The 15,817-nt window shown below is 66.4% G+C and carries 14 protein-coding genes and 1 tRNA gene; 13 read left to right on the forward strand and 2 right to left on the reverse strand.

What is annotated here, in order from left to right:
• The first annotated feature begins 132 nt into the window (after positions 1 to 132).
• The 5 genes from ACY48M_RS04625 to ACY48M_RS04645 are packed head-to-tail and all read left to right on the forward strand — an operon-like array spanning position 133 to position 6,244.
• Positions 133 to 1,179 (forward strand): LacI family DNA-binding transcriptional regulator, encoded by a 1,047-nt coding sequence (locus tag ACY48M_RS04625; protein ID WP_462819054.1) that lies wholly within the window; start codon positions 133 to 135, stop codon positions 1,177 to 1,179.
• Between the two features lie 52 nt (positions 1,180 to 1,231).
• Positions 1,232 to 2,482, forward strand: a complete 1,251-nt coding sequence (locus tag ACY48M_RS04630; protein WP_462819055.1) for a sugar ABC transporter substrate-binding protein — start codon at positions 1,232 to 1,234, stop codon at positions 2,480 to 2,482.
• Positions 2,483 to 2,540: 58 nt separating this feature from the next.
• Positions 2,541 to 3,512 carry a carbohydrate ABC transporter permease gene (locus tag ACY48M_RS04635; RefSeq protein ID WP_462819056.1) on the forward strand — a complete coding sequence of 324 codons (972 nt, stop codon included), beginning with the start codon at positions 2,541 to 2,543 and terminating at the stop codon, positions 3,510 to 3,512.
• Complete coding sequence (locus ACY48M_RS04640; RefSeq protein ID WP_462819057.1) at positions 3,509 to 4,327, forward strand: carbohydrate ABC transporter permease; 819 nt, start codon at positions 3,509 to 3,511, stop codon at positions 4,325 to 4,327. Before ACY48M_RS04635 ends, ACY48M_RS04640 begins: the two co-directional genes overlap by 4 nt.
• Positions 4,328 to 4,330: 3 nt before the next feature.
• A complete protein-coding gene (locus tag ACY48M_RS04645; RefSeq protein WP_462819058.1) occupies positions 4,331 to 6,244 on the forward strand; it encodes a glycoside hydrolase family 127 protein in 1,914 nt (637 codons plus the stop codon).
• A 149-nt stretch (positions 6,245 to 6,393) separates the two neighbouring features.
• Here ACY48M_RS04645 and ACY48M_RS04650 read toward each other — a convergent pair.
• A tRNA-Leu gene (locus ACY48M_RS04650) sits at positions 6,394 to 6,478 on the reverse strand.
• A gap of 112 nt (positions 6,479 to 6,590) precedes the next feature.
• On the opposite strand from ACY48M_RS04650, the gene ACY48M_RS04655 reads away from it, so the two are divergent.
• From ACY48M_RS04655 to mshC, 3 genes are all read left to right on the forward strand, one after another.
• On the forward strand, positions 6,591 to 7,916 hold the full coding sequence (locus tag ACY48M_RS04655; RefSeq protein WP_462819059.1) for a M20/M25/M40 family metallo-hydrolase: 1,326 nt from the start codon (positions 6,591 to 6,593) through the stop codon (positions 7,914 to 7,916).
• Between the two features lie 101 nt (positions 7,917 to 8,017).
• Positions 8,018 to 8,872: an undecaprenyl-diphosphate phosphatase gene (locus ACY48M_RS04660; RefSeq protein ID WP_462819060.1), complete on the forward strand. Its 855-nt coding sequence runs from the start codon at positions 8,018 to 8,020 to the stop codon at positions 8,870 to 8,872.
• 9 nt (positions 8,873 to 8,881) lie between these two features.
• Complete coding sequence (mshC, locus tag ACY48M_RS04665) at positions 8,882 to 10,114, forward strand: cysteine--1-D-myo-inosityl 2-amino-2-deoxy-alpha-D-glucopyranoside ligase (RefSeq protein ID WP_462819061.1); 1,233 nt, start codon at positions 8,882 to 8,884, stop codon at positions 10,112 to 10,114.
• A 24-nt stretch (positions 10,115 to 10,138) separates the two neighbouring features.
• On the opposite strand, the gene ACY48M_RS04670 is transcribed toward mshC, so the two are convergent.
• Positions 10,139 to 11,002 (reverse strand): PAC2 family protein, encoded by an 864-nt coding sequence (locus ACY48M_RS04670; protein WP_462819062.1) that lies wholly within the window; start codon positions 11,000 to 11,002, stop codon positions 10,139 to 10,141.
• Positions 11,003 to 11,084: 82 nt separating this feature from the next.
• Between ACY48M_RS04670 and ACY48M_RS04675 the strand changes: the two genes are divergently transcribed.
• From ACY48M_RS04675 to ACY48M_RS04695, 5 genes are read left to right on the forward strand one after another with little or no spacing between them, the layout of a single operon-like run.
• Positions 11,085 to 11,777, forward strand: a complete 693-nt coding sequence (locus ACY48M_RS04675) for an HAD family hydrolase (protein ID WP_462819063.1) — start codon at positions 11,085 to 11,087, stop codon at positions 11,775 to 11,777.
• Positions 11,774 to 12,814 (forward strand): tRNA (adenine-N1)-methyltransferase, encoded by a 1,041-nt coding sequence (locus tag ACY48M_RS04680; protein ID WP_462819064.1) that lies wholly within the window; start codon positions 11,774 to 11,776, stop codon positions 12,812 to 12,814. Before ACY48M_RS04675 ends, ACY48M_RS04680 begins: the two co-directional genes overlap by 4 nt.
• 31 nt (positions 12,815 to 12,845) lie before the next feature.
• Complete coding sequence (locus ACY48M_RS04685; RefSeq protein WP_462819065.1) at positions 12,846 to 13,775, forward strand: FKBP-type peptidyl-prolyl cis-trans isomerase; 930 nt, start codon at positions 12,846 to 12,848, stop codon at positions 13,773 to 13,775.
• A gap of 3 nt (positions 13,776 to 13,778) precedes the next feature.
• On the forward strand, positions 13,779 to 14,780 hold the full coding sequence (locus ACY48M_RS04690; protein WP_462819066.1) for a helix-turn-helix transcriptional regulator: 1,002 nt from the start codon (positions 13,779 to 13,781) through the stop codon (positions 14,778 to 14,780).
• Positions 14,773 to 15,783: a helix-turn-helix transcriptional regulator gene (locus ACY48M_RS04695; RefSeq protein WP_462819067.1), complete on the forward strand. Its 1,011-nt coding sequence runs from the start codon at positions 14,773 to 14,775 to the stop codon at positions 15,781 to 15,783. The genes ACY48M_RS04690 and ACY48M_RS04695 overlap by 8 nt, the downstream gene beginning before the upstream one ends.
• Positions 15,784 to 15,817: the final 34 nt, after the last annotated feature.

Below are 15,817 nucleotides of genomic sequence, written 5' to 3' on the forward strand. Positions count from 1 at the left end.
CCAGGCCCAAAGGACGACCACAGCCCTGGGATCACGCTCTGTGCGCCGTTCCCAAGCGGCTCGGACTGCCTCTTGTGGGACCGGCGACTGGTCGGATACTATCGAACCGGTTCGACGCTTCGAACCGGTTCGATGGAGAATCTGGAGGATGCTGTGGTCAACATCGGCGACGTTGCGCGGATTGCCGGAGTATCCCGGAGCACGGTCTCCTACGCCCTGTCTGGCAAGCGGGCGATCTCGGACGCCGTGCGTCACAAGGTGGAGGACGCGGTCCGCGAACTCGGGTACACGCCGAACGCCGGGGCCCGAGCCCTCGCCACGTCCCAGACCAAGGTGCTGGGCCTACTCGCCCGCTTCCTGGACGATGAGTTCGCACCCGCCATGCTCCAATACATCCTCGGTGTGACCAACATGGCTCGGGAGCTCGGCTACGACACGCTGCTCGTCTCCGAGGAGGATGGCGTACGAGCGCTCAAGCGCCTCTCCGGTTCTCGCATGGTCGACGGGTTCGTACTGCTGAACGTGGCAGAGCATGACGACCGCCTCCAGTCTCTCCGTCACGCCCAGCATCCGGGAGCCCTCGTAGGCCTCCCGAGCGACACCAGCGGCGTCGATGTATTCGACCTCGACTTCACGGCGACCGGGCGCCTCATGGTTGACCGTCTGCACCAGCTGGGGCATCGCGAACTCATCCTGGTGTCACAGCCCGAACACGTGGTCGAACGCGGCGGTGCCTACGTGTGGCGCCTCGCCAATGCGGCCACCGAGCGCGCGGCGGAGCTCGGCGTGACACTCCACACGTACTTCGGCTCGTCGAACCAACCTGAGATCGGCCGGGAAATCAACGCATTCCTCGATGCTCACCCCGCGGCATCCGGGCTGCTCCTCAACAATGAAGCGGCCGCGGCGGCCCTGCCCAGCGTGCTTCAGGCTCGCGGGCTCACGACGCCCGACGACATCTCGGTGATCGGACGCTACTCGGACGACTTCGCCCGCACCTTCTCGCTGCCGTTCTCGGCAATTGACAGCGCGGCCGACCAACTCGGTCGACGCGCCGTCAAACAACTCGTCGACCGCATAGAGGGCCGCGTTCCCGCCGACGGTCCCTACGTCGTCTCCCTCATATCCCCCGTCATCAACGAAAGAGGCAGCACCGCTCCACCATCGCCCGGTCGCTGACCGGATGATCCGTCAGGCCCGTACCCATCGAGCCACTGTTCAAGGAGGAACTATGATCACGAAATCCCTGCGAGGTTCGCTCGCAATCGCCACCGCGGCCGTCGCCGTCGGTGCTCTCGTCGGCTGTTCGACCGGGGGAGACTCCGACGGCGCAGCCTCCAGCACATTCACATGGTGGGACCCATACCCCCAGCACGAGAAGGGATCCGCGTGGGAGGAGCGCGTACAGGCCTGCGCCACTGATGCCGGGGTAACGATCGAGCGCACCGCCTACGACACCACCTCGCTGACCAACCAGGCGCTGCTGGCCGCCCAGGAGGGGACGTCGCCCGACATCATCCTGCTCGACAATCCCGCCGTCTCGACACTCGCGGAGACCGGCATGCTTTCCACTGTCGAGGAGCTCGGCCTCGACACATCCGACATCGACGCAAACTTGCTGGCCGCCGGCGAGCTCGACGGCGAGACATACGGAATCCCCATCGGGGCGAACACGCTCGCCCTCTACTACAACGCCGATATCCTCGCAGCGGCGGGCGTCGACCCCGAGTCGATCACCGACTGGGCCTCGCTGACCTCGGCGCTTGAAGCGGTGTCTGCGGCGGGCAGCCGCGGCATCACCTTCGCCGGCATCAACACGGAAGAGGGGTCCTTCCAGTTCCTCCCCTGGTTCTGGGGAGCAGGGGCCGAACTGACCGACCTCGCATCGCCCGAGGCCGTCGAGGCGCTCGAACTGTGGAAGGGCTGGCTCGACGCGGGCCTCGCACCGAACTCGGTCATCGGGAACTCGCAGAACACCACGTGGGAGGAGTTCCTCACGGGGGAATTCGCCTTCGTCGAAAACGGAACCTGGCAGGTCAACAGTGCCGCGGATGCCCCCTTTGAGACTGGCGTGATCGAGATTCCCGCCCGTGACGGTGGCCCTGCACCGGCGCCGACTGGCGGCGAGTTCATTGTCACCCCAGTGCAGGAGGACGCCGAGCGGTACGACACGACCGTGAAGATCGTGGAGTGCATGACGACGGCGGAGGGCTTCGTGGAGACCGCGACGACGTTCGCGTACTACATCCCGCCAACCGCAGACGGCCAGGACGCACTGCTGGAGCAGAACCCCGAGCTGGAGACGTGGGTCACCGCTGTGCAAGCCGCGAAGGGCCGTACGAGCGACAACCTCGGGACGGACTACCCGCTCATCTCGGAGCAGCTCTGGACGGCAGTGCAGAGTGCCCTCTCCGGGGCGCAGACCCCGCAGGAGGCACTCGAGGCTGCTCAGGCGGCTGCCGAAGCCGAAACCGGCGACTAGCCCGGCAGTGGGGGCGGGCCCATCGGCTCGTCCCCACCGCCAGCACAGGAAGGAAATGATGTCGATCTCGTCCACGCAGGCCATGGTCCCGCCCGCGACCGACACGATGTCCGTCGTGGTTCCGCCCGGCCAGCGTCGCCGCTCGAGCCGGCACGGTTCCCGGTGGGTCGCCGTCGGCTTCGCGGCTCCGCTCATCGCCTACCTTCTCGCTTTCTATGCCTACCCGCTGGTGCGCAGCATCGACCTGAGCCTGCATGACTACACCATCAGGGCGTTCGTGCAGGGGAATGCCGAGTTCGTCGGGCTCAGCAACTACGTCGACGTCATCAGCTCGCCCCTTTTCGGCCAGGCATCGTGGAACACCGCCGTGTTCGTCTTCGGGTCGCTGACCTTCCAGTACGTGATCGGCCTCGCCCTTGCCGTCTTCTTCCGCAGTAGTTTCAGGCTTTCCGGAGTGCTTCGCGCCCTGTTCCTCGTGCCATGGCTTCTCCCGCTCATTGTGTCGGGCTCAATGTGGTCGTGGATGCTCAACAGCGACAGCGGAATCGTCAACTCCTTTCTCCAGGCCTTCGGCATCGGCCAGATCAACTGGCTGACCTCACCAGACACCGCCCTCATCGCGGTGGTCATCGCGAACATCTGGTTGGGCATCCCGTTCAACCTGGTGATCCTCTATTCGGGGCTACAAGGCATCTCGGCCGATCTCTATGAGGCCGCGTCCCTTGACGGTGCCGGAGCGTGGCGTCAGTTCTGGAGTATCACGCTCCCTCTCCTCCGCCCCGTCTCCGCCATTACCCTCCTGCTCGGCCTCGTGTACACGCTTAAGGTGGTCGACATCATCTGGATCATGACCGGCGGCGGACCCGCCAACTCCACGACCACCCTCGCCATCTGGTCCTACCGAGAGGCCTTCGGCACCGGCCAGCCCGATCTGTCGCCCGCCGCAGCCGTGGGGAATCTGCTCATCGTGGTCGCGCTGGTGTTCGGTGTTATCTACCTCCGCATCCAGCGTCGACAGGCGAACTCATGACCACCCGACGCTCCTGGTGGAAGACCGCCCTCGGCATACTTTTCACGGCCATCATGCTGTTCCCGGTCTACTGGATGATCAATGTCTCTCTCACGCGCACCGGGGACCTGCGCGCCAATCCGCCGAGCATCCTGCCGCTTGACCCGACTTTCGACGGGTACGCGGCAGTGTTTCGGCAGCAACTTCCCGCGCTCGGCACAAGCCTGTTGATCGGCCTCGGATGCGTCGTGCTCACGGTGGCGATCGCGGCTCCCGCGGCTTACGCGATCTCGCTGCTCCGCTTGCGCGGCGGGGGAGGTCTCAACTTCATCCTCCTCGTCGCCCAGATGATTCCGGCGGTCGTGATGGCGATGGGCTTCTATGCGATTTATGTGCGTCTCGGCCTGCTCAACTCAGTCTGGGGGCTAATCCTCGCCGACACTACGATCGCCGTGCCCTTCGGGGTCCTCCTGCTCACGGCATTCATGAGCGGACTGCCCAAGGAGCTTCTCCAAGCGGCACGCATCGACGGCGCGGGTGCGTGGCGTAGCTTCATCTCCATAGTGCTGCCCTTGAGCCGCAATTCGGTACTGACAGTGTCGCTCTTCGCGTTCCTCTGGGCGTGGTCGGACTTCATCTTCGCGTCGACGCTCAACCGCAACGGCGACATGACACCGGTGACACTCAGCATCTACGCCTACATCGGCAATAACACGACACAGTGGAACGCCATCATGGCCACCGCCGTCGTCGCATCCATCCCGGCCGCGATCCTCCTTGTGATCGCCCAACGATACGTCGCTGCCGGGGTCACCGCCGGCGCAGTGAAGGACTGAACCGTGACACCCTCTCGTCACCCGGCGCCGGTCGAACCGTCGTCGTCCGCGCGCCGCGGCGCCTCCGTCACCGAGGTGAGCCTCCACCGTGATGGATTCTGGGGCTCCCGCCAAACCGTCAACGCCGACGCCACGATCGGCCACTGTCTCGAATGGATGGAACGCCTAGGCTGGCTCGCCAACTTCGACCGCGTCGCCCAAGATGAGGCGATCACCTGGCATGACGGATGGGAGTTCTCCGATTCGGAGGTCTACAAGCTTCTCGAAGCGATGGCGTGGGAGCTGGCCAGGGAAGACAACCCGACGCTCCGCGCCACCTATGACAGCCTCGTGTCCCGAGTGGCCGCGGCGCAGGATGCCGACGGCTATCTGAACACGGCCTTCGGGCACCCGGGCCTGCCCCCTCGCTACTCCGACATGTCGATGGGACACGAGCTGTATTGCGCCGGACACCTGCTCCAGGCCGCCGTCGCCCGCGCACGCACGTCGGGCGACGACCCCTTAGTGGCGATCGCGCGGCGGGTGGCGGATCACATCTGCTCAGTCTTCGCGCCGGGGGGCACGGAGGCGATCTGCGGTCACCCTGAGGTTGAGGTCGCCCTGGCCGAGTTCGGGCGTGCCGTCGCTGAGCCGCGATACGTGGAGCAGGCGAACGTCTTCATTGAGCGCCGCGGGCACGGGTCCCTCGCGGTGCGGCCCCTCCTCTCTGCCGCCTACTTTCAAGACGATGTTCCCGTCCGCGATGCTGAAGCGCTGAGGGGCCACGCCGTGCGAGCGCTCTACCTTTCGGCAGGCGCCGTGGACGTGGCCGTCGAACGGGGCGACACCGAACTGCTGCAGGTGCTCGAACGGCAGTGGGCTCGCACGGTCGAGCGGCGCACCTATCTGACGGGCGGCATGGGCTCCCGGCACCAGGACGAGGGCTTCGGCGACGACTGGGAGCTGCCCGCCGACCGGGCATACTGCGAGACCTGCGCGGGCGTGGCATCCGTCATGCTGTCGTGGCGTCTCTATCTGGCGACGGGCGATGTCCGTTACTGCGACCTCATCGAGCGAACGCTCTTCAACGTGGTGGCGACATCGCCCCGCACCGATGGCCGTGCCTTTTTCTACGCTAACCCGCTGCAGCAGCGCACGGTGGGCGAGGACGTCTCGCAGGAGGATGTGCACATGCGCGCCGAGGGCGGTATTCGAGCGCCATGGTTTGACGTCTCATGCTGCCCCACCAACGTGGCTCGTACGCTGGCCTCACTTCAGGCGTACACTGCCGCCGTCGAGGACGACGTGCTCTCTATCCTGCAGTACGGCTCCGGTGAAGTGCGCGCTGTGCTGGGCTCGGGGGAGTGCCTCCTGCGAGTCGCAACTGAGTATCCGCATGATGGCACGATTCGCTTCGAGGTGGTCGAGGCCCTGGATACTGCGATGACTCTCCGCCTGCGGGTGCCGCACTGGGCGACCGGCGCCGAAATCGTGACGGCGGACGGCACCCACGCCGTCGAGCCCGGCTGGGCTGACGTCGAGCGGGTGTTCACGCCGGGCGAGACCGTGACCCTGCACCTGGCATTGCAACCCCGGCTGACCTGGCCGGACCACCGCATCGACGCGCTCCGCGGAACGGTTGCGGTCGAGAGAGGACCGCTCGTGCTGTGCCTCGAGTCGACCGACCTCGGCGGCGACATCGAACTCGAGGACGTGGCGATCGATACCGCCTGCGACCCCGTGACGGCGGGCGACGGAGCCACGGTTCGGCTCGCGCTCCGACCTCCCGCCCAGCGCGACGTCGGGCAGCTGCCCTTTGGCGCGGATGCGGCGCCAGCGAATGAGCTCGAGACCCGCACGGTCGCCCTCGTTCCCTATTACCGCTGGGCCGAACGCGGCCCCAGCGCGATGCGCGTCTTCCTCCCCGTCGCGGGATGATCGTCCGCCGGGGTCTCCGGCGGCGTGCGACAAAGCGAGACAAGCAGCGAGGTGACTCAACCATGCCACTGGCCGGACCGCACCCGAGCAACGAAAAAGGCCGGATCCACAGGATCCGGCCTTCAACTGTCTCAACCAGTTGTATTGCGTGTCCGAAGGGGGACTTGAACCCCCACGCCCTATACGGGCACTAGCACCTCAAGCTAGCGCGTCTACCAATTCCGCCATCCGGACAGGATGAATGTTGCTTGCGCAACGAGGTACGACTTTAGCATGACCGGCGACCCTGTTTCGTCCACCTGCACACTCCAGCGGCGGCCAGCATCCGGCCTAGTAGCGTGGTCGCATGACCTCCGATGCCGACCTCGACGAAACAGCCATCATCGCGCGGGATCTCATCCGCTTCGATACGAGCAATTTCGGTGAGGGGCGCTCCAACGGCGAAGCGGATGCCGCGGAGTATGTCGCCCAAAAACTGGTCGCCCTCGGCCTTGAGCCGCAAATGTTCGAGAGCGCGCCGGGGCGCGTGAGTGTTGTGGCGCCGGTGAAGGGGCGCGAGGTTTCGACAAGCTCAACCGACAAACCGAAGGGCAAGCTTGTCGTCCACGGCCACCTCGATGTGGTGCCGGCAATTGCAGACAACTGGTCGGTCGACCCCTTCGAGGGCGTCATCAAAGACGGCATGCTGTGGGGTCGTGGCGCGGTCGACATGAAGAACATGGATGCCATGATCCTCACCGCCCTCGGCGACGTCCTCGGTGCGGGGGAGCGGCCCGCCCGCGACCTTGTGGTGGCGTTCTTCGCCGATGAGGAGGCGGGCGGGGTGCACGGTTCCGGCTACCTGGTGCGCGAGCATCCGGAACTCTTCGACGGCGCCACCGACGCCATCAGCGAGGTCGGCGGCTACTCGATCATGGTCGGCGACCAGCGCGCCTACCTGCTGCAGACGGGGGAGAAGGCGCTCATCTGGGCGAAGCTCGTCGCGCGCGGCACCGCCGGGCACGGCTCCCGCATCCACCCCGACAACGCCATCACCCGACTCGCGGAGGCCGTCGCACAGGTCGGTCGCCTCGAGTGGCCCGTGCGGCTCACCGACACGACCGAGCAGTTGCTCGGCGAAATCGCCCGCATCCTCGGCGTCGACCCGCAGCAGGTCGGCCCAGACGAGCTCGCCCTCGCCACCGGCACCGCCTCAAGCTGGATCCAGGCGTCCCTCCGCAACACCGCGAACCCCACCCAGCTCGCCGCCGGGTACAAGCACAACGTCATCCCCGACACGGCGGAGGCGAGCCTCGACATCCGCGCCTTCCCGGGAGAAGAGGATGCCGTCATCCAGGCGATTCAGGATGCCGTCGGGCCGGGCATCGAGGTCGTCACCTCGTTCCGCGATATCGGCACCGAGACGAGTTTCGACGGTGACCTCGTCGAGGCCGTCAAGGCCACCCTCGAACGCCACGACCCCGGTGCGCCCGTGCTGCCGTACTTCCTCGCCGCCGGCACCGACAACAAGGCGCTGAGCAAACTCGGCATCCGCGGCTACGGCTTCGCGCCGCTCAAGCTGCCGCCCGAGCTCGACTTCCCCGGCATGTTCCACGGGGTCGACGAACGGGTGCCGCTCGACTCGCTCGTCTTCGGTCGGCGCGTACTCAGGGACCTACTGCTGGGATACTGAGTCGACCGGTAGGTTTCGATACGGCCCTGGCGAGATTGCGGTGCCGGGTTTCGATACGGCCCTGACGGGCCTACTCAACCAGCGATCACACAGGGAGTTCCATGAGTTTCATCGAGGCGATCATCCTCGGCCTGGTGCAGGGGCTCACCGAGTTTTTGCCCATCTCCTCGAGCGCGCACCTCCGCATCGTGGGCGAGTTCTTGCCATCGGCGACCGACCCTGGGGCCACCTTCACCGCCATCACGCAGCTCGGCACCGAGACCGCCGTCATCATCTACTTCTGGAAGGACATCACCCGCATCATCGGGCGATGGTTCCGCCACTTCCGCCCCGCCGAGGGCATCGCAAAGAACGACCCCGACGTGCGGCTCGGCTGGCTCATCATCATCGGCACCGTGCCGATCGTGCTCCTCGGGTTCTTCGGCCAGGAATACATCCGTTCGGCGTTCCGATCGCTGTGGCTCGTCGCGATCGTGCTCATCGTGTTCGGGCTCATCCTGGGCCTCGCCGACTGGCTGGGCCGGCGCACCCGCGAGATGAACGAGATGCGCTACAGCCACGGCATCACGATCGGTATCGCACAGGCCCTCGCGCTCATCCCGGGGGTCTCCCGCTCCGGGGCAACCACCACAACCGGGCTCGCCCTCGGTTACACCCGACCGGCGGCCTCCCGCTTCGCGTTTCTGCTCGCGGTGCCCGCCGTCTTCGGCAGTGGGCTTTACGAGCTCTACCACGGTGTCACCTGCGACTCGGCAGTCGAAACCTGCTTCGAGGTGTACGGGCCGCTCGAAACCCTCGTCGCCACCGTCGTCGCGTTTGGGGTGGGTCTCGCCGTCATCGCCTTCCTCATGAACTACATCTCAAAGCACTCGTTCCTTCCATTTGTCCTCTACCGACTGCTGCTCGGGGGCGCTCTCCTCGTGCTGCTGTCCATGGGCGTGCTGCAGCCCACCTAGGCTGGCAGGGTGAAGTCCTGGAGCCACCCCGCCGTTCCCGCCCTGCCCGGCACCGGCCCCATCCCGCAGCTGTTCGACACCGCAACGGGCACCATCAAGCGGGCCTGCTCCACCTCCCACGCCTCGCTCTACGTCTGCGGCATCACGCCCTACGACGCCACGCACCTCGGTCACGCCGCCACCTACCTCGCCTACGACACCCTCGTGCGACTCTGGCTCGACGCCGGCCGCGACGTGCGCTACGTGCAGAACGTGACCGACATCGACGACCCTCTTCTTGAGCGCGCGGCCGCGACGGGGGTCGACTGGCGTGAGCTCGCAGCATCGCAGGTCGAACTGTTTCGCTCCGACATGGAGCGGCTCAGCATCATCCCCCCGCAGCACTATGTCGGCGTCACCGAGGTGATTCCGGATGTCGCAGACGCGGTCGCGACGCTGCTGCAGCGTGGCACGGCCTACCGTGTGCCGAGCGACGATGCCGACGACGACATCTACTTCGACAGTGCGGCCGCCGCCGGTACGGTGTGGACCCTCGGCGACGAAAGCAACCTCGATCGCGAGACGATGCTCGCGCTGTCGGCTGAGCGCGGGGGAGACCCCGAGCGGCCAGGCAAACGTGACCCGCTCGACCCGCTGCTGTGGCGTGCCGAGCGTCTCGGCGAGCCGGCCTGGGAGTCGGTGCTCGGTCGCGGGCGCCCCGGCTGGCACATCGAATGCGCCGTCATCGCACTCGACCGGCACGACGAAACCATCACGGTCAACGGCGGCGGCTCCGACCTCATTTTTCCCCACCACGAGTTCAGCGCCGGGCATGTCGCCGCCCTTATGGGTGCGCCGCTCGCCGAGATCTACTCGCACACCGGCATGGTCGCCTACCAGGGGCAGAAGATGAGCAAGTCGCTCGGCAATCTTGTGCTCGTGTCGCGACTCGTCACCGCCGGGGCTGACCCCCGCGCCATCCGTCTCGCCCTGCTCTCAGAGCACTACCGCAGCGACTGGGAGTGGACCGACGCCCACCTCACCCGCGCCAAGACGAGACTCGCGTCGTGGGTCGCATGGGCTTCGGATGCTGCCCCAGTCGATGCAGACCCACTCATCTCTGTGCTGCGCTCAACCCTGAGCCACGACCTTGCAACGCCGCAGGCGCTCACCATCATCGACGCCCACATCGCCGCGGGGCACGCGGCAACCCACGCGAGCGTCAGCGCGATCGACGCGCTGCTCGGAGTCCGACTGCAGTAGCGCCAGCGTGCCGGTGGTGCGGTGCTAGCCTCGGCCGCCAGCGCCGCCGCGTCCGTCGGCTTTGCCACCGTCGCCGCGACGGCGCAGGTACTTCTCGAACTCTTCCGCGATCGCGTCACCGCTCGCTTCGGGGGAGTCCACTGTGTCGCGCGCCTGCTCAAGCTGGGCGATGTACGAGGCCATGTCGTCGTCTTCACCCGCGAGCGTGTCGATGCTGTCCTCCCACGCCGCCGCTTCAGCAACGAGAGTCTCGCGTGCTGGCTCGACGCCGATAAACTCCTGCAGCTTGTCGAGCAGGGCGAGGGTCGCTTTGGGCGATGGCACACTGTGCACGTAGTGCGGCACGGAGGCCCAGATCGAGAGGGTGCGCACGCCGGCACGCTCACACGCGTCGGCGATGATGCTGAGGATGCCGACCGGCCCCTCATATGTGCTCCGCTCGAGTTCGAGCGCCTGGCGCACGCCGTCGTTCTCGCTCGTGACGAACACGGAGATGGGCCGGGTGTGCGGCACATCGGCGAGCATCGCGCCAAGCAGCACGACGGTCTCGATGTCGCGATCCTCGATGGTTTCGAGCATCTCGGCGGCGAAGGTCTTCCAGTTGCGCGATGGTTCGGTGCCGAGCAGCAGGTAGAGGTTGCTGTCGTCGCTGGGGGCGAAAACGGTGGCGCCCGGCCACTCGATCGACCGTGACCCGTCATCGTCGGTGGCGATCGTGGGTCGGTTGAACTGATAGTCGAAGTAGTCTTCGGGGTCGACGGCGGCGATCGGCTCGACCTCGAGCATGTCCCGCAGCGCCGTGACGGCACCGCTCGCCGCATCACCGGCATCGTTCCAGCCGGCGAAGGCGACGACGAGGGTGCGCCCACTGAGCAATTCGTGCTGCATGCGTGCCCCTTCCTGTCGATGGCGTCCATCAAGGATAGAACGCACGACCGGCCGCGCCGTGCAGGCCGAATAGACTCGACCGATGACCTCTCACCTCCCCGCCGGCGTGTTCTGGGATATGGACGGCACAATCGTCGATACCGAGCCGTACTGGATGCGCGCAGAAGAGGATCTCTTCAGCGAGTTCGGCATCACGTGGACTCATGAAGAGTCGCTTGAGGTCGTCGGCGCCTCACTTTCCTCCGCGGCCCAGCTCTTCCAGCGCCGCGGCGTTGACCTTTCAGAAGACGAGATCATCCAACGCGTGAGCTCGCGCGTTGTCGCGCAAATCCGCACCGCCGTGCCGTGGCGGCCCGGCGCCCGCGAACTGCTCCTCGCCCTCCGCGAGCGAGGGGTCAAGACCGCGCTCGTCACGATGTCGTATCGCGAGATGGCGGAGCTCGTCGCCGACTCGATCGGGTTCCCAGCGTTCGACGCGGTCGTCAGCGGCGATCTGGTGACCCACGGCAAGCCGCATCCGGAGCCCTACCTGCACGCGGCAGCTCTTCTCGGTCTCGACCCGAGCGACTGTGTCGCGATCGAAGACTCCGTCACGGGCGTCACCTCGGCCGTCGCCTCGGGCATGGCCACCATCGGCGTGCCAGCGCACGTCACCCTCCACCCCAGCGACGACTACACCCTGTGGGCGACCCTTGAGGGCCGCAGCGTCGACGACCTCGCCGAGGTGCTTGCCGCCGCCCGCGCGGCCGCGTCAACGAAAGAGACCACCCCATGAGCTTCAGTGGTCCGTTTCGCAGCGGCGACAAAGTGCAGCTCACCGGACCCAAAGCCCGGCTGCACACGATCATTCTCGAGCCCGGCAAAGAGTTCCACTCCCACCGAGGCACCATCAAACACGACGTGCTCATCGACCTGCCCGACGGCTCCGTCGTCACAAACTCCTCCGGCGACGAATACCTCGCCCTTCGCCCGCTCCTCAACGACTTCGTCATGTCGATGCCGCGAGGCGCCGCCATCATCTACCCCAAGGATGCGGCGCAGATCCTTGCGCTCGGCGACATCTTTCCCGGGGCGACGGTCGTCGAGGCGGGTGTCGGCTCCGGCGCCCTGAGCCTCTGGCTCCTCCGCGGCCTCGGCGATGCGGGAACGCTGAAATCGTTCGAACGCCGCGAAGAGTTCGCCGAAATCGCGCAGGCCAACGTCACGAGCTACATGGGGCGACGTCCCGACAACTGGAGCGTCACGGTCGGCGACCTCGTCGAGGCGCTGCCGCAAACGACAGCGCCGGCATCCGTCGACCGCATCATTCTCGACATGCTCGCGCCGTGGGAGTGTCTGGAGGCGTGCGCGACCGCGATGCGCTCCGGCGGTGTGCTCGTCTGCTACATCGCGACGGTGACCCAGCTCTCGCGCGTCGCCGAGGCCATCAGGGCGACCGGCCTGTTCACCGACCCGCAGTCGAGCGAAACGATGGTGCGCGGCTGGCACGTCGAGGGCCTCGCGGTGCGCCCCGACCACCGCATGGTCGCCCACACGGGCTTCTTGCTCACGGCGAGGCGCCTCGCCGACGGCACAGTGTTGCCCCAGCTCAAACGGCGGGTGTCAAAGACTGACTTCAGCGATGACGACGTCGAACTGTGGACCCCTGGGGCTCTCGGCGATCGCACCGGCACCGACAAGAAGCTCCGCAAGACGGCGCGCGCGGCGAGGGCCGGCGCCGATCACGCCCTCGCCGCCGCCGCCGCTGCCGACGCGAAACCGGGTGCTGACGCGAAACCGGATGCTGCCAACGAGCCGGATGCTGCCAACTAGAATTGCTATACCCGTCATGAAAAGAGGATTCGTGCGCACACTGTCCGCGCTGCTCGCCGTCGCCATCGTTGTTCCTGCGCTGACCGCCTGCTCCAGCCCATCGACCGACTGCACGTTCGAATCCGGCGACGCCTCGTCTGTTGTCACTGTCGAGGGAACCGTCGGCTCGGCGCCCTCGATCGACATGCCGACGCCCGTGATCGCCCAGAGCACCGAGGTGAGTGTTGTCACCGAGGGTGACGGCGAACTTCTCACCGATGGACAACCCGCGCTTGTCGAGGTGTCGATCGTCAACGGTGCAAACGGCGAAGTCGTGCAAGACACCGGCTACACGGGCGGCGTGCTGCTCTCGACCGCCTCCGAGACGCTGCCGCCCGCCACGGAGGCGCTCGCGTGTGCGAGCGTCGGCTCCCGCATTGTCGTCGTCGGCACGGCCGAAGAGACCCACAGCGGCGAGGCGATCCCCGATTACGGCGTCGAAGCCGATGACTCGCTCATCTTCATCATCGACGTGCTGCAGTCGTTCCTTCCGCGCGCCGATGGCACGCCCCGTGCAAGCAACAACGGAGACCCCACTGTCGTCCTCGGTGCAGACGGCCAGCCTGGCATCACCATTCCAGAAGAAGAGCCGCCGACAGACCTCGTTACTTCGCTCCTCAAGGAGGGTGGCGGTGACGAGATCGAGGAGGGCGACCAGGTCGTCCTGCACTATTCGGGGTTCCTCTGGGATGGCGAAACCGTGTTCGACAGCACCTGGGAGAGCAGCCAGCCGGCGATCTTCGAGCTGGAGCAGGGCGCATTCATCCAGGGCTTCCTCGACGGGCTCATCGGCCAGAAGGTCGGCTCGCAGGTGCTCCTCGTGATCCCGCCAGACCTCGGCTACGGCGACCAGGCGAGTGACACCATCCCGGCCAACTCGACACTCGTCTTCGTTATCGACATTCTCGGGATCGCCGAGTAGTCGGTGGCAGCAGCGCGCGTTCCGGTCGAGGAAAGGCTATTCAGCCTTGTCCTCGCCCTGCTCGCGACGGAGACCGGCCTCACCAAGCAGGACATTCTTTCGACGGTGCAGGGGTACCGCCAGCGTTATGTCGCTGGCGGCGACAACGCCAACCTCGAGCGCCAGTTCGAACGCGACAAAGACGACATTCGCGAACTTGGAGTGCCACTCGAGACGGTGGAGCCGCTCGGAGATCCCGGCAACAACCAGCATCTCCGCTACCGCATCCCGAAGGGTGCCTACGAGCTCCCGAGCGACGTGCGGTTCACGCCAGAAGAGACAGCGCTGCTCCACCTCGCGTCGATGGTGTGGCGCGAGGGCAGTCTCTCGGCCGAATCCGACCGCGCGCTGCTGAAGCTGCGCTCGCTCGGCCTCGTCCCCGCCGAGCCTGTTCTCGGCTACACGCCGCGGCTCCGCGCTCGTGATGACGCGTTCGAGCCGCTCACGGGGGCGCTCCAGAAGAGCGCCGTCGTGACGTTTGCGTACCTCAAGCCGGGGGAGTCGACACCGGGCACCCGCACGGTCGAGCCGCTCGCGCTCTTTCAGCATGAGGGTCGTTGGCACCTCTATTCGAGGCTGCCAGGCTCCGATACGACCCGCACCTATCTGCTCCGCCGCATTGTCGGCGCGGTAGCGATCACCTCGAAGCGGTTCACCCCACCGGCCGGCGATCAGGCGGCAATCGGCCTCGCCGAACTCGCCGCCGTGTGGAACGCGAACACCGCCGTCGTGCGCGTCACCCCGGGCTCGGATGCCGCGACTCGCCTCCTTCGCAGGCGCGGCACCGTGGCATCCGCCGAGTCCGAACTCACCCTGCACTTCGCTGACACCGCAATCGTCGCCGACGAACTGGCAGAGCTCGGGCCGGAGGTCATCGTGCAGGCACCGGCATCGCTGCGCGACGCTGTCCGCGACCGACTCCGGCGTGTTGCCGCCGATCATGGTGAGCAGGTGCACCGTGGCTGATCCGCAGCGCCGAGCGAAGGCGAAGCCCCCGCAGGCGGGAGACAAACTCGCCTTCTTGCTCGTGCTCGTGCCGTTTCTGATGGAGCGCGAGCGCATCAGCGTGTCGGATGTTGCCGCTCACTTCCGCGTCGAGCCAGAGCAGGTGCGCGAGGCCGTGCGCCTCATCGCCATCTCCGGCATCCCCGGCGACACCGGCACCTACCAGCACGGCGACCTCTTCGATCTGGCCTGGGATGATTTCGACGACAACGACGAGATCCTCCTCACCAACCTCGTGGCAATCGACGATTCGCCCAGGTTCTCGGCGCGCGAAGCAGCCGCCCTCATCGCTGGCCTCCAGTACCTGTCAGGGCTGCCAGAGAACGCCGACCGCACCGCGATTTCGACGCTCATGGCAAAACTGTCGCGCGGTGCATCCGCTGAGCCGAGCCCCGTCGCGGTCGAGGGCAGCGAGTCGAATGCTGTGCTGCAGGTCATCCACGATTCGGTCGAGAAGGGCACCCAGCTCGCCTTCGACTACCTCGATTGGAAGGGCGAGCGCCAGCATCGGCGGGTTGACCCGCTCCGGGTCGAGTCGCTCGACAACGATTGGTATCTCCGCGCGTGGTGCCACCTGCGCGAGTCGGTGCGCACCTTCCGCATCGACCGCATCATCGACCCGAAATCGTCGGCCGACCCGGTCGCCTACCGCGCCCGCGATATCGCCCTCGGCGATTCGCTCTTCGAGGGTTCGCGCGACGACATCACGGTCACCCTTGATGTCGCCCGGGCAGCGCTCCCACTGCTCGCCGATTTCGGCCCGGCCGAGCCGAGCCACTCCGCTGACCCCGATCGCGTGCTCACGACAATCTCAGTTCCACACTTTCACCGTCTCAAGCGTCTCGTCGCCGGGATGTCGGACGTCGTCAGGGTGATCGAGCCTCCTGAGGCGCGCGACGCTGTCCGCCGGTGGGTGAGCGATGCCGATGCCGGATATACGGCCGACTCTCACCCAGTGGCGTAGACTTCCCCTACTGCATCCCCTCTGAAAGAAGAAA

This window comes from Homoserinimonas flava, from assembly GCF_054969005.1.